Origin of the sequence: Acetivibrio sp. (assembly GCF_035371925.1) — a bacterium.
Taxonomy (GTDB): domain Bacteria; phylum Bacillota; class Clostridia; order Acetivibrionales; family Acetivibrionaceae; genus Hungateiclostridium.
The window spans coordinates 18,146-32,789 of sequence record NZ_DAORXT010000027.1 but is presented as its reverse complement, the minus strand read 5'-3'; the positions used below and the strand labels follow the sequence as shown (position 1 = coordinate 32,789).

At 33.3% G+C, this 14,644-nt stretch carries 14 protein-coding genes and 2 tRNA genes; 7 read left to right on the top strand and 9 right to left on the bottom strand.

Features of this window, described 5'->3' with window-relative positions; translation table 11 throughout:
- The first annotated feature begins 288 nt into the window (after positions 1-288).
- The 7 genes from PLH43_RS05620 (at position 289) to PLH43_RS05590 (ending at position 6,194) form a co-directional block, all read left to right on the top strand.
- Positions 289-663: a helix-turn-helix transcriptional regulator gene (locus PLH43_RS05620; protein WP_324360969.1), complete on the top strand. Its 375-nt coding sequence runs from the start codon at positions 289-291 to the stop codon at positions 661-663.
- A 12-nt stretch (positions 664-675) separates the two neighbouring features.
- Entirely contained in the window at positions 676-1,470 is a 795-nt protein-coding gene (locus PLH43_RS05615) for a hypothetical protein (RefSeq protein ID WP_324360967.1), read from the top strand.
- A complete protein-coding gene (locus PLH43_RS05610) occupies positions 1,467-1,640 on the top strand; it encodes a hypothetical protein (RefSeq protein WP_324360965.1) in 174 nt (57 codons plus the stop codon). The genes PLH43_RS05615 and PLH43_RS05610 overlap by 4 nt, the downstream gene beginning before the upstream one ends.
- A gap of 428 nt (positions 1,641-2,068) precedes the next feature.
- Positions 2,069-2,335: a hypothetical protein gene (locus PLH43_RS05605; RefSeq protein WP_324360963.1), complete on the top strand. Its 267-nt coding sequence runs from the start codon at positions 2,069-2,071 to the stop codon at positions 2,333-2,335.
- 320 nt (positions 2,336-2,655) lie between these two features.
- Positions 2,656-3,600: a stalk domain-containing protein gene (locus PLH43_RS05600; protein ID WP_324360961.1), complete on the top strand. Its 945-nt coding sequence runs from the start codon at positions 2,656-2,658 to the stop codon at positions 3,598-3,600.
- A 282-nt stretch (positions 3,601-3,882) separates the two neighbouring features.
- Positions 3,883-5,283 carry an MFS transporter gene (locus PLH43_RS05595; protein ID WP_324360959.1) on the top strand — a complete coding sequence of 467 codons (1,401 nt, stop codon included), beginning with the start codon at positions 3,883-3,885 and terminating at the stop codon, positions 5,281-5,283.
- 635 nt (positions 5,284-5,918) lie between these two features.
- On the top strand, positions 5,919-6,194 hold the full coding sequence (locus tag PLH43_RS05590) for a transposase (protein WP_324360974.1): 276 nt from the start codon (positions 5,919-5,921) through the stop codon (positions 6,192-6,194).
- A gap of 108 nt (positions 6,195-6,302) precedes the next feature.
- Here PLH43_RS05590 and PLH43_RS05585 read toward each other — a convergent pair.
- The 9 genes from PLH43_RS05585 to PLH43_RS05545 form a co-directional block, all read right to left on the bottom strand.
- Positions 6,303-6,394 (bottom strand) — tRNA-Ser (locus tag PLH43_RS05585).
- 29 nt (positions 6,395-6,423) lie between these two features.
- Positions 6,424-6,514 (bottom strand) — tRNA-Ser (locus PLH43_RS05580).
- Positions 6,515-6,703: 189 nt separating this feature from the next.
- Positions 6,704-7,975, bottom strand: coding sequence for a serine--tRNA ligase (serS, locus tag PLH43_RS05575; RefSeq protein WP_324360957.1), 1,272 nt, complete (start codon positions 7,973-7,975; stop codon positions 6,704-6,706).
- A 105-nt stretch (positions 7,976-8,080) separates the two neighbouring features.
- On the bottom strand, positions 8,081-8,821 hold the full coding sequence (locus tag PLH43_RS05570; RefSeq protein WP_324360955.1) for a tetratricopeptide repeat protein: 741 nt from the start codon (positions 8,819-8,821) through the stop codon (positions 8,081-8,083).
- 20 nt (positions 8,822-8,841) lie between these two features.
- Entirely contained in the window at positions 8,842-9,351 is a 510-nt protein-coding gene (locus tag PLH43_RS05565; RefSeq protein ID WP_324360953.1) for a DUF4446 family protein, read from the bottom strand.
- Positions 9,352-9,811: 460 nt separating this feature from the next.
- Positions 9,812-10,681, bottom strand: coding sequence for a ParB/RepB/Spo0J family partition protein (locus PLH43_RS05560; protein ID WP_324360951.1), 870 nt, complete (start codon positions 10,679-10,681; stop codon positions 9,812-9,814).
- Complete coding sequence (locus PLH43_RS05555) at positions 10,678-11,454, bottom strand: AAA family ATPase (RefSeq protein WP_324360949.1); 777 nt, start codon at positions 11,452-11,454, stop codon at positions 10,678-10,680. Before PLH43_RS05555 ends, PLH43_RS05560 begins: the two co-directional genes overlap by 4 nt.
- Positions 11,455-12,377: 923 nt before the next feature.
- Positions 12,378-14,303 carry a DNA topoisomerase (ATP-hydrolyzing) subunit B gene (gene gyrB / locus PLH43_RS05550; RefSeq protein ID WP_324360947.1) on the bottom strand — a complete coding sequence of 642 codons (1,926 nt, stop codon included), beginning with the start codon at positions 14,301-14,303 and terminating at the stop codon, positions 12,378-12,380.
- 43 nt (positions 14,304-14,346) lie between these two features.
- Positions 14,347-14,631 carry an extracellular matrix/biofilm biosynthesis regulator RemA family protein gene (locus PLH43_RS05545; RefSeq protein ID WP_324360945.1) on the bottom strand — a complete coding sequence of 95 codons (285 nt, stop codon included), beginning with the start codon at positions 14,629-14,631 and terminating at the stop codon, positions 14,347-14,349.
- Between the last annotated feature and the right edge of the window lie 13 nt (positions 14,632-14,644).

Sequence of the window (14,644 nt, the reverse complement as noted above, 5' to 3'; positions counted from 1 at the left end):
ATTATGAATATTAATAATAATCCTTTATAAGGGGCTGTCTCAAAATAAGATAAATTTTGGGGTCAGTGCCCTTTTTTAATTTAAAAATTAATGTTTTAATATCCAAAATTAAACATTAACACATTAAAAACTTGAAAAATAGAAGAAATCTTAATATTTTGAGCATGATAAATAAACCTTTTTAATTGGTCATGTTACTTTTTATATAAAAGTGTTGTAAAATTTTTTTTTACAAACCGTATCGTTTTTTACACTTTTGGTGTATAATATATCAGAGAGGTGTAGAAAATGAACATTGAATTATTGTTTGAAAACAGAAAATTAATAGGTGAAAATATTTTATACATTATTAGAGATAATGGTTATACAAAGTCCTCTTTTTCTAGAATTACTAATATTTCAAGACCTACTTTAAACGAACTGATTAGAGGAGAAGTTAACAGCCTGGCTACATTCAAAACCCATATTCAAAAGATTTTGAAAAGCCAGAGCATGAATGAAGAACAACTACTTAGCTATGTTCCAAAATCCAAGATAAAAAAGGAACTTATTTTTGCATTGTCCGACAATGCTCCGGAAAGTCATACCATGAAAACTAATGCTCAAGAAATGTTTGGTATTTTAGAGGATATTGTTCATATCTGCGAACTGTACTACAATTAAGAGGTGCAAATTATGTCAGAATTAATAACAAGTAAAAGCCTCGAACTGGTTATTGAAAAAAACAAATTTATAAGAGATGATATATTAAGGCTAACAAATGATTTTACAGTAAGATTTAATAAGTCTAGAATAACTGTACAGGATAAACTATCTTTTTCTGTGTTAAAAGAGCACCATTTGATACAAATCCCAATTGATGATGAGTATTGGGGTGGAGCTATTATTACAAAAGGTAAAATTAGAATACCCGTTATTAATACAGCTCAACCCCGTGTTTATCAATATTTCGTGGCTTGGCATGAAATATACCATTTGTTCTATGACATCAGTTTGATGGATGATACACATAATATTGTTGTTGATATGGATTTAAATGAGAGAAAAGCAGACTATTTTGCTGCAAAGATGATTTTTGGCAATGTGTATGACTACTACTATTCACTAGATGATGAGAAATTCATCGATAGAGTTATAAAATGCATGGATGTTTATAAGGCTCCATACAAAGCAGTGCTGATAGAATTATTTGAAGAAGCCGTTATAAAGTATAATGATTTGGACTTAAAAGAGAAAATTCTTGAGCATTTTGATAATAAGCCTAAAAACTTAGTGCAAAAATTTATTGATTTGGAATTGGATACAGAGTTGGTAAAGCCATCATATATTGTAAGTTTAGGAGGGTTAGAGAAAAAAATTCTAAATGCTATAAAAGAAAATCCAGATGTTTCTCATCATAAAGACAACTATCACTTTTTACTTATGTTAAAGAATAAAATTAAAAAAGAAGCGGAGAAGCTTGTCAAATGAAAGGAAACGATGTTTACTACTTAAAAGAATTCCTTTCTATGGGCAAGTCTCTCAAGGTTTTCATCTTGGATAATAATTCTGTAGAATTTTTGACCTGGGTACGTGAAAGCATCAGTCCTGAAAAGATATTTAAGCACTATGATATGATTCTTATTCCTAGATGGGTTTAGACTGAAGTTTGTGATAGCGAAAATAGAAAAAGTTATATAAAGGATTTAAATCAATATACAAAACTTCTAATTATAGATGAAGTTGAATATTTAATATTGGTAGACTACAAAGAAGCGGAATTATACTATTTGTTTCTATACTGCTGTTACAATGTGAGCAGACTTGTCAGTTTTATCAAGAAAAACATCTTGAAAACAGACCTGTAGAGGAGTTAGACCCTTATGAAGAATGGCTTGGCTTATTTTATAAAGAAGGGTTAGACAAAAAGGAACTTTCAAACGGCAGAATTCAAAGGAAAAATGCGGGAGAAATATCTATTTCCGTTTTAAGTTATATATTGTCTTTTTATTATAATAAAAATATTGATAATATCACTATATTTAGCAGTGATAGGGATACATATGAATTTGTTTCAAACACTAAAGAAATGCTTTACAAAGATGAGAACTTTAAAGTCAGAGATAATATTTCCATAACTTTTAAATCGAATGATTTTCTAATTTATGAATGGACCAGTCTAGGATATATAGATGAGAAAAACATCCATACCTTTGTTGATAACTACAGGCAGACCAGAAGAATAAAATTCACGAGAAAAACATCGGACAATTCAATTGAAGAACAAGACAAATTGATTGATAATACCGTGTTTTTAGAAATGCTAAAGGATAGCACAATATATTTAATATTTTAGACTTCTAAGCCAAGTAAAAGATAAATCTCCCCGAAGATAGAATTATATTATTTGCATAGAGAAGACATGTTACTAGAATCAGTAGAAACCGGAGAAAGAAAATTCAAATCGGACCTTATTATATAAATTAAACGATATGAATTTGATCCTTGTAAAGCATTCACATCAAAAAATAGCTGTTCAAATGGTAAAATCCTGAAACTTAATAAATTTTCTAAGAGTTTTTTATCTTTGAATTGAATTTCGTTTAAATATTTCTAAAAAATATGGTATAATCCTTTTATATTTATTATAAATTTAACACAAGGGAGATGGTATGCATGAAGAGAATGAAGAAAATTTCTCTAGTTGTAGCAGTCCTGGTTATCACAAGCATGGTTGCAGCAGGTACAGTATGGGGTTACAGTGCATTAAGAAAAGTTGATGCAACCGCAAACGACAACATTAAAATTTACTACAACGGTGAGCTTCAAAATTTCACAGATACTGACGGCTCAAAAATTTCACCGGTTATAATCAATGGAAGAACATACTTGCCTTTAAGAGCTATAAGTGATTTGGTTGGTGTTGGAATTGAATGGGATGGCAATACTCAATCAATTTATTTGACATCCGAAGGCAATACCCCTGTGAACACTCCTGTTAGTACCACTACATCACAGCCTAAGCCAACACCTACAGCCAATACCGAGACATCCAAGCCTTCAACAAACACCACCAATAAGAATAAGGGAACTTTCGAAGACCCTGTAAAGCTTGGTGATACATATTATTGGTCAGCAAGAGAAAAGTATATTGATACTTATGTCTCTGCCGATTACTCTTTTACCGTTCTGGATGTAGAACCTGTGACTCTTGATTATATAGAAAGCCTCGGTTTCAGTGTAAATTCAGACGCAAGTAAATTTGACTATGTTTTAGTTACTGCCAAGGTTACGGTTTCAAATGGAAAAATAGAATCCGATGAAGTATATCCGCATCTGGCTTTCTACAGAGACATATGGGGTTCAAAAACAACAACAGGTGCAAGCGTAATAGGAGGCACAGATTACTCTTTTGACGGTTCCTTGTCTGAAAATGCCCGTAAAGCTGTTGAAGACAGTAACGGTATTGTAAACAAAATTAAAGCGGGAGAAAAAATCAATTTCTCTTATACCGGAAAGGTAATTTTACCTGTGCTTAAAGGTGAGGAAAGTTATCTTGTTGTAGAGAAAGATGACAGTTTAGAGTATAAAGACTCTTTATTGTACTTCCGCATAAAATAATTCAATTAATTTGAAGTTTACGCATCAAGACTTATATAGTTGTTGAATTTTAATCTTTTGAATGTATAAGGATAAGATGTATAAGCAATTCAGAAAACGCGCTTATACATCTTATTTTTTATTAGTGAATATTCTTTTATTTTCCGTGCAAAATTAGTACTAAGGTTCATTTTTCAAATTACCTATTGACAAAACAAAATTTTTCTATTATTTATAAATAATACATTATTTATTTTCAATATTCTATTATATACTTACAACGATATGTGAGGGTCAAATACTATGATAAAAAGTAAAGCCGGATTAAGTACTATTTTTACTGTTTTTATTTTTATTGCTCTAGCTTCCCTTGAATATGCAGTCATTGGCCTTTTTCCTCCTCTGTTTTCATCTATATCTAAAAGTTTGAATGTGCATATCTCCGTCATGGGAAGTGTATCTGCCGTAACAATACTTTTTACAGCATTGTCAAGCATTGTTTGGGGTTATCTTGCGGATAAAGGTAATAGAAAAAGACTTATAATCATAGGTACTCTAATCTGGTCACTATTCCTTTTTCTTACCTCTTTGAGTCAAAGCTATTTCCACTTGGTCATCTTTCAGATTTTCACTGGACTTGGCCTTGGATGCAACAGTTCCATTGGCTTTAGCGTACTGACCGATTATGTACCAAAGAAGTTTCTTGGTACCATTATGAGCTTGTGGGGACTTTCACAGGGCTTTGGTTGCATTGCAGGATCAATTATGGCCCCTATTGTTTCATCAAAGCTGGGATGGCGCATGCCGTTTGTAATTATATCTTTTTTAGGCGTGTTTTTTATATTTTTGTATTTCTTTGTTAATGAGCCGGTAAAAGGTGCGGCAGAACCTGAACTTACGGGAGCTAAATTTGACAGTTACAATTACAACATAAGTCTTTCAAGTATTAAAAACATCTTGACAAAGAAGAGCAATTTTTGGCTTATGATACAGGGGTTTTTTCTTAATATTACCCTTGGCACACTATTATGGCTTCCAACACTGTATGCCTCTAAAATAGAATCTCAAGGGTATAGCGAAGAAACTTCCATCATTGCTGCAAGTTACTTTTATGCCATTTTTCAGCTTGGCGGGCTTTCATCAACTTATTTTGGCTACTTAGGTGACAAGCTGCAGAAAAAAACTTTGAGAGCCAGGGCACTCCTTGCAGGCTCCCTCATTTTTTTCATCATGCCCCTTTATATATCTGTTTTTATAATTCCGTTAAGAAATCTTAATTTACCGGATAAAGGCAGTTCAGTTTCCATTTTGCTTTCTTTATTGGGACAGGTTATTCTCAATCCATGGGTTCTATCCGTGTTTCTTCTCTCAGTTTTAGCTTCAGCTGTCCAATCTGCCAATATTCCCAATTGGCTTGCTTTGATTACTGATGTGAACCTTCCCGAACATAGGGCAACGAGCTTTAGTATATCCAATTTTATAAACGGACTTGCACGTTCCTGTGGAAATGCCTTTATGGGTATAGCATTAGGCATTGTTTCTCACTATTTTAATGAGCCTTACAATTATATAATTACAATGATAATATTCCAGCTTTTTGTCATCCCATCGGTAATAGCCTATTATAAAGTTTCAAAGAACAGCAAAAGGGATATAACAGAGGTACGCTCAACTCTTCGAAAGAGGGCAAAAAATATGGAGTAGAAAATAAAACAAAAGCATCTCGTCTTCCGAAATGCTTTTGTCTGGCCAGACTGTCCGAAAACCCAGCACATTAATACTAAATATTAAAAACTATGTAACATTATGTTATTATATTAATATAATTTGTGCAAACAGAGGTCCATTATGGAATATATAAAAGGATAGCCACGTAACCAGATAATCATTGTAACAGAATGTCTTGAGGACTACATATCTGAGAATAATCCTGTTCGTGTAATAGATACTTTTGTAGATAATCTTGATATGGAGGCAGCAGGTTTTCTCCGTACTACTCCGGCAGATACCGGACGTCCTCCCTGCAGAAGTCCTGGAAAAGAAGTTAAAAAGCATAGATGAACATATTTCAGAATATCTTACCCAAATGGATAAGAATGACTCATCTGAACCTGATGAACCCTCAGCTGAAAAAATCAAGGCTGCCATCAATGAGTTAACACAGCGCAAGGAAAAATACCATTTATGGCAATAAAGATGCTTGTCGCCAGTGTCCTAACAGGTGTACCGGAGGAAAAGGCCATAAAACGGTAAGCTTTGGTCCTAATACAAAGTTCGTCCCTGTTAGGATGTATGGAAGTCCAGAGTTAAAGTTAAATTCTATACCGTAAGGAGCTGAGATAAACCCATTCAATCATACTCTTGACCGCAAAGATTATGTTCCAAAAAAAGTTGTCCTCAAGCCCAAGGAAGATATCCACAAAATCAAAGAGCGAATGTGCTTGTCGGAGCATCCTTTCGGAACGGTGAAATGGTATCATGGGGCACATTATTTGTTATGTAAGGGTAAAGAGAAGGTCACAGCAGAGCTGGGGCTTAGTTTTCTTGCCTACAATCTTAAAAGAGCAATCAACATGGTAGGTGCAAAGAAATTGATAGAGGCAATGCAGGGATAATAAAGGGGAAAACCCTTTTTTATTATATAAAAAAATCTGCATAGGCATTAAAATTTCAGTATAGAAATGCCGGAAACCCTTGTAAAACAAGGGTTTTGGGACAAATTGTGGCGGAGAAGGAGGGATTCGAACCCTCGCGCCGGTTACCCGACCTAACGGTTTAGCAAACCGTCCCCTTCGACCTACTTGGGTACTTCTCCACGCAAAAAATTTGATATTAAAAATAATATGGCGGAGAGAGTGAGATTCGAACTCACGGTAGGCTCACACCTACGCCGGTTTTCAAGACCGGTGCCTTAAACCAACTCGACCATCTCTCCATCCTTGCGACACAAATTAATATAACACGATATATATGGTTTTGTCAATACTTTTCTTGTGCCTTATTACGGTAATTTTTTATTTCTTTTAAAACACCTTGATTGAAGAAGATTTATAATCAATATACACTGTATTTAAAACTTTAAAACAGGCATTCCCCCTTAGAGGAATACCTGATAAAGCTTAAATTATTTTATTACACTGATGCCTCTTAAATACTCTCTGAGAGCCTCCGGCACCACAACCGATCCGTCCGCTTGCTGATAGTTTTCAAGTATGCAGGCTGTCGTTCTTCCTATTGCAACTCCCGAGCCGTTTAATGTATGAACAAACTCTGGCTTTTCATTTGGTCCTCTTCTGAATTTGATTCCTGCTCTTCTCGCCTGGAAGTCTTCAAAATTACTGCATGAAGATATTTCTACATATCTGTTGTAGCTGGGCATCCATACTTCTATATCATATTTCATTGCAGCAGTAAAGCCCAAGTCTCCTACACATATCTTCACAACCCTGTAAGGTATTCCCAGTAATTGTAATACTTCCTCTGCATCATTTGTGAGCTTTTCCAACTCCTCGTACGATGTCTCTGGAGTTGTAAATTTTACCAATTCCACTTTATTAAATTGGTGCTGTCTTATAAGTCCTCTGGTATCCCTGCCCGCAGCACCAGCCTCTGCTCTAAAGCATGCCGAATATGCAACATGCTTTATGGGAAGTTCTTTAACATCAAGTATTTGCTCTCTATACATATTGGTTACCGGTACTTCCGCAGTAGGTATTAAGAAATAATCGGTATCACTTACTTTAAATGCATCCTCTTCAAATTTTGGCAATTGTCCTGTTCCAATCATACTGTTTCTATGTACCATAAATGGCGGAAATACTTCTTTATAACCATGTTTGTCAACATGCAAATCCAGCATGAAATTCATTAATGCTCTTTCAAGCCTTGCTCCTAATCCTTTATAAAACGTAAATCTTGCTCCTGTAACCTTTGCTGCCTTGGAAAAATCAAGTATATCAAGATTTTCTCCAATCTCCCAGTGGGGCTTTGGAGTAAAATCAAATTTTCTGGGTTCTCCCCATCTTCTTACCTCTACATTGTCTTCATCACTATCTCCCAATGGAACACTGTCATTCGGTATGTTGGGTATGGTCAAAAGAATAGCGTTTAACTCTTCGTCAATCTCCCTAACCTCCGCATCCAATGCTTTTACTCTTTCCGAAAGGCTCTTCATTTCATCCATTAGAGCTGATACGTCTTTTCCCTCTTTTTTATATTGGGGAATAAGTTTTGAATTTTCATTTTGCTTGCTCTTTAATTGCTCAACTTCCATAAGGGTTTTTCTTCTTTTTTCATCAAGATTTAAAAGGCCTTCTACATCAAAGTTGTCCTTTCTTTTTTGAAGTGCCTTCTTTAAAATTTCAGGATTACTTCTTATTAATTTAATATCAAGCATAATCATTACTCCTTACTGTTAATTGTATAGTTTATAAATTTATTTTTTGTTATTTCTTTATTTTTGGCCGTTAAATTTATTATTAATATATGTTTATTTTAATATTTATTTATTTTCAATAATTTTTAAAAGGTCCTTCGCATCTTTATAATAGCTGCTGTTTGGATAATTATCAATAATAGTGCTAAGCGCTTCTTTTGCTTTGTCATAATTTCCGATATAATATTGTGAATATGCTATAAAATAATAACAATCATCCGCATAATAATCTTTATCGTATAATTTTAATGCAAAATTAAAACTCTCTATTGCTTCATTATATTTCTTATTCTTGTAGTTGCTATATCCTTCAAAATAATATAATTCTGAAGCTTTTCTATAGGTTTTTTCCGCTAAATCGTTATATTTTATCAGTAAATTCTTGTCGGTTATGTTTTTGTAATCTATTTCAAACAGTATAATTGCACATTCTTTTATATTCCCGTTTATATATTCTATATCAGCCTTTATTATCTCTTCGTAAAAATTTTTATCTTTCTCTGTTCTCTTCTCTAAGTCTTTGATTTCTTTTTTTAATGATTCATTTTCATTTTTCGATGCTTCCAATTTATTTTTCAGTTCATTTATCTCTTCCTTCAATTTCTCATTTTGTGCAAGCGCCGAACTTAAGTTGTACTGAAATATACTATTTTCATTTTCCTTGTCACTCAATTTATTTTGATATTCTTCTAAATCATCATTTATTTTTATTTGACTATATCCAGTCCATAGCAATACAATCGCTGCGCAAGCAAACAGTATTATTGAATAGACCCACAATGTTTTGCTTTCTTTATTTTTATACATTTTATTCACCCATTACTTTATTAATAATTTATTTTCTTTGATTCGGATATAGCCTGTAGTTCTTCAGCAGAAAGCACATGTTTGGAGGTTCCGTTTACTATTTTCTTCGCATATGTTGTTGAACTCTCCCTTGAATATATTCCGCTTATTACAACACCATTATCATTATCGTCCAGCAGTGCTATTGAAAAACTTAAATCACTGCCTACATCATCAAATGCGTTGTATCTGATTACTCCAACTTTTTGTATGCAACGCTGCATATCTCTTTCCAAACCGCTTACTCTGTTTTCTATTTCTTTATTTTTTAAAGATATATCATTTGACAGATTTATATTGTCTAATAATAGCTGTTCAATGCTCTTGTTATCCGATCCATTCATGAATTTTTTATATTTTTTTTTGAGTTCTTTTAGTTTCCTGTTGGTTGAAAATAAAGCTATTATTAATATCAAAATTAGCAGTGTATTTGCAATCAGTATATACGGGACGTATAATTGAATGATGTCAGTTATAATATTTGATGTCATATTTACCCCTTCTCTTTTGTTATTGTCTTTTTTGATTGTGTCTTTTTTAAGTTATCTGTATTGTTTTCTCAAATCCATATTTGTTTTGAGATTATTTTTTCATATCTTCTTTAGCATTAATTATTTTTTTCGTATTTAAACTATATTGTTTGAATTTTTCTCTTGCCGTTATACAAGATGTTTTTACTTTTATGAGTTATTCTCTTTATTATATTAATAAAATGTTTCACGTGAAACATTAAAAAGTAATGTTCCATTAAATTTATACTTTCATAGTCTGAGTAAAAAAACTGCAAAACAAAATTTTAAGACAAATTTGGTTTTGAGTAATAAAATTATATCCATATATTTCTATCATTAATATAACGGCCTATATTCAATTTAAACAAAAATTACACTAAAGTTGATATTTTATATTACTCGAATAAATAAAATCGATTATAACAGAAAATAGGGCGTCCTATTTATTACCAATACTTCTTAATAATTCAATTAACCTTTCAAGCTCATCTTCCGAATAATACTCAATCATAATCTTACCCTTTTTATTATTGTTTATCAATTTTACTTTTGTGCCGAATATATTTTGTAAATTCTCTTCAATCTTTAGATATTCCTCTTTATTTACTTTATCAATATTATTTCTTTTATTTTCTTTGTCCTTTACATCGTCAAGTTTCTTTTTTACCAAAGATTCAACTTGTCTTACGGTAAGATTTTTATCTATAATTTCATCACAAAGCTTTTCCTGAAGCTCTTTATCTTCAATAGGCAACAATGCCCTGGCATGTCCGCTTGTTATTTGTCCTTCAATTAGCTTTTCCTTTACTTTTTCCGTTAATCCCAAAAGTCTTATGGTATTTGCAATAGCAGATCTGCTTTTTCCAATTGAATTGGACAGTTCTTCCTGAGTCATATTAAACTCATTTAAAAGCCTACTATACGCTTCTGCCTCTTCAATAGGATTTAAATCCTCTCGCTGAATGTTTTCAATGAGAGCTATTTCCATAATCTGCTTATTAGATAAATCCTTTTCAATAACCGGTATCGTCGTAAGGCCGGCAAGCCTTGCAGCCCTCCATCTTCTTTCACCGGCAACAATTTTATAAGTATCGTTTTCACGCCGGACAATTATCGGTTGAACGACACCATGCTGTCGAATAGACTCGGCCAGCTGTTCAAGCTTTTCAGTATCAAAATACTTTCTTGGCTGGCTCGAATTCGGTTCTACGTCATTTATTTTAACCTCAACAACTCCACTGTCAACCTTTTCTTCGCCGGCACCAGAAATTAATGCGCCCAAACCTTTTCCAAGACCTTTCTTACTCATTGAACTTCCTCCTCAGAATATTCTATAACCTCTTCTGCAAGCTCCAGGTAACATTCTGCGCCTTTTGATTTCGGATCGTACAATATTATAGGAAGCCCAAAGCTTGGTGCCTCACTTAATCGGACATTTCTAGGAATTATTGTTCTATATACTTTATTTTTAAAGTATTTCTTAACCTCTTCCACCACTTGAATCGATAAATTTGTTCTAGCATCGAACATTGTCAGTACTACTCCTTCGACATCCAGGTTTTTATTTAAATGCTTTTGAACAAGTTTAACAGTCTCCATGAGTTGACTTAAACCTTCCAAAGCATAATATTCACATTGAATCGGAACCAGTATTTTATCGGCTGCTGTTAGAGAATTCAATGTTAGCAGTCCCAATGAAGGAGGACAATCAATAAGTACAAAATCATAATCATTTTTAACAGTTTCAAGGGCATTTTTAAGTCTCGTCTCTCTGGATATTGAAGATACCAACTCTACCTCAGCGCCTGCCAACTCAATATTTGACGGACACAGCTTTAGATTTTCCACCGGTGTGTCAATCAATATATCATTTATATCAGCTTCGTTAATTAAAATATCATATGTTGATTTATTAATTTTTTTCTTATCTATTCCAAGTCCACTGGTGGTATTTCCTTGAGGATCGATATCCAGAATCAATACCTTTTTCCCTTTGTAAGCAAGACAAGAACTTAAATTTACCGCAGTAGTTGTCTTACCGACACCGCCCTTTTGATTTGCTACTGCTATTACTTTTGACATTGTATTCACTCCCTGGCAATCAACATTCGATACTAAAAACGTTCAAAATTCAATGGGGGCACTTCTCCCCCACTTCGGATTAATCTCAGCTAAATTTGCGTATTTCAGTAAATAAAATTTTTAATTCAAAACTTCACTTATTTTGCTGAATGAACTATATACTCAATATGAACTCTCATGATAGAGTATAAGTTTTCTTGCCAATTTATTATATCACATATTCATTAATTGACAAACGATTATTATCTATTTTAATTATTTTACATTAAAATTATCACATATTTACATTGTATTATTGTTCAAAATAGCATTTTTTAATATACCTATCGCTAAAATTATTGCTTTAATCATTTGTCATATAAGTTAATCTGATTTTTCTTTTATTTTGCTGTATGAGTTACTCAATAAAAATAAAAACATAAAATGTTTCACGTGAAACATTTTTTCTTTAGAACTGCTTCCATATAATCAAAGCAATTATAACACTTTAATTAAAAAAAATTTATAGCTTCAATAAAATTAACTTTCTATAGCCTTATGCAACAAGGCGAAAGAAAAATGCCGCTTAAAGAGAAAAGCTACATTTATAAAAATATGATAATTTATCATCGCGTAATATTATGTTATCTTCATCAGACTGTATGATATATAATTAGTTCTATACTATCAAACGTCATTGATTATTAATTTATATTAAAATAAAAAAGCATTTAAAACATTTAATTTTAAAAGTAATTACAACATCCTATACCCTACTGCTATATATTAAATTTTATGCAAACTAAGAAAAAATCTTGTCAATCTAAAATACCGTTTTAAACAGTATTATAATACAATTTTAATAAACGAAATATATAAAAAAGATATAGAACAGACAATTTTAAAACTATCTGCCCTATATCCGTTAAGCAAAATAAACTTATTTATATATCAAGATTGGTTACAAGCTTTGCATTGGCCTGTATAAACTCTTTTCTAGGTTCAACTTTATCTCCCATCAAAATAGTGAAAATCTCATCAGCTGCGATGGCATCCTCAAGCTCAACTCTTAAAATAGTTCTGGTTTCAGGGTCCATTGTAGTAGTCCATAATTGCTCAGGATTCATTTCACCCAAACCTTTAAATCTCTGTATTGTACAGTCTTCTTTTTTCCATTGGTTCTCTCTTATTATTTTCTCAACCTCAACTTCATTATAAGCATAAACCTCTGTTTTTCCTTTAGTAATCTTAAAAAGCGGAGGCTGTGCAATATATACATAACCGTTGGTAATTAACGGAGTCATGTATCTATAGAAAAATGTCAGCAGCAATGTCCTGATATGAGCACCGTCAACATCGGCATCTGCCATTAAAATTATTTTATGATACCTAAGCTTTGTTATGTCAAAATCTTGGCCAATGTTTGTTCCTAAAGCCGTTATAACCGGAGTAAGCTTATCGTTACCGTAAACCTTGTCCATACGGGCCTTTTCAACATTGAGCATTTTTCCCCAGAGGGGCAGAATAGCCTGAAATTTTCTATTTCTACCCTGCTTTGCCGAACCTCCGGCAGAATCACCCTCAACAATAAATATTTCGCAAAGGGACGGATCCCTTTCAGTACAATCTGCAAGTTTTCCTGGAAGTGTGGTGGACTCTAAAACACTTTTTCTTCTTGTAAGTTCCCTTGCCTTTCTAGCAGCTTCCCTTGCCCTTGCAGACATCAGACATTTATCCAAAATAAGCTTCGTTATTGAAGGATTTTCCTCAAGGAAACTTGCAAACTTTTCGTTTATTATACTTTCCACCAAACCCCTTACCTCACTGTTGCCAAGCTTGGTCTTTGTTTGTCCTTCAAATTGAGGATCAGGAATTTTTACACTGATAACAGCAGTCAAACCTTCTCTTACATCTTCTCCTAAGAGGTTTTTTTCATTTTCTTTTAAAAAATTAAATTTTTTGGCATAATCGTTAAGTACTTTTGTTATAGCTGTCTTAAATCCGGTAAGGTGGGTACCACCTTCGGCCGTCGATATATTGTTTGCAAAACTGTGAATGTTTTCTACATAAACATCCTTGTTATACTGCATTGCAATCTCAATATAGGAGCCATCCTTATATCCGTCGAAATAAATTGGTGCATGCAACGGATCTTTATTCCTGTCCATGTACTCTACAAAAGAGACTATTCCACCTTCATAATGAAGCTGCTTCTCAACAGGCTCCTGAGGCCTTTCATCCCTTAACACAATTTTCAAGCCCTTGTTTAAGAAAGCAAGCTCTCTCAATCTTGTCAATAAAACCTCAAAATCAAATTCAGTTACTTCAAATATTTCCGGGTCAGGTTTAAAAGTAGTCTTTGTTCCGGTTAAATTTGTGTCACCGATTATATCTACCGGAGTTACCGGTTTTCCTCTTTCATATCTTTGTTTGTATATATGTCCGTCACGGAAAACTTCAACCTCCAAAAATTCCGACAGTGCATTGACGACAGAAGCACCAACACCATGAAGTCCTCCGGATACTTTGTAACCCTGTCCGTCGAATTTTCCTCCTGCATGCAGTACTGTATGGACAACTTCAACAGTGGGTATACCAAGCTTAGGATGTATTCCGACAGGTATACCCCTTCCGTTATCAATATTGGTAATAGAATTGTCTTTGTTTATTATAACTTTTATTTCATTACAGAATCCGGCAAGAGCTTCATCTATACTGTTATCCATTATCTCATACACCAAATGGTGCAATCCCCTTGACGACGTGCTGCCTATATACATACCGGGTCTTTTTCTTACAGCCTCAAGACCTTCCAAAACCTGTATATTACTCTCGTCATACTTGTTCAATTCACAATTAATCTCTTGCATTTTTCCCTCCTATATTTGAAGCGGTGAAATTATATACAAAAATCTATTTTAAATCTCTTGTTTCTTTTGAAAAGTCATCCAAATAACCTGCGCGTTTTTGTAAAGTTACTGAAGAAATCGGGGACAAATAAATAATACTCTTTTTATCTGTCTCAGTGATTATAAACGATTTCGGTATGTCGGACGAGACAGCCTGTATAAAACCTTCTTCTTCAGCGATGGCCAAAAAGTCCTTTGTGTCCTTTGATATTGTGGTAGTTTCCATATCCAATATGGCAATTATATTTTTCAAAGGTACTACATGATCTCCACCAATATGCAAAAACATAATATTCCTCCAA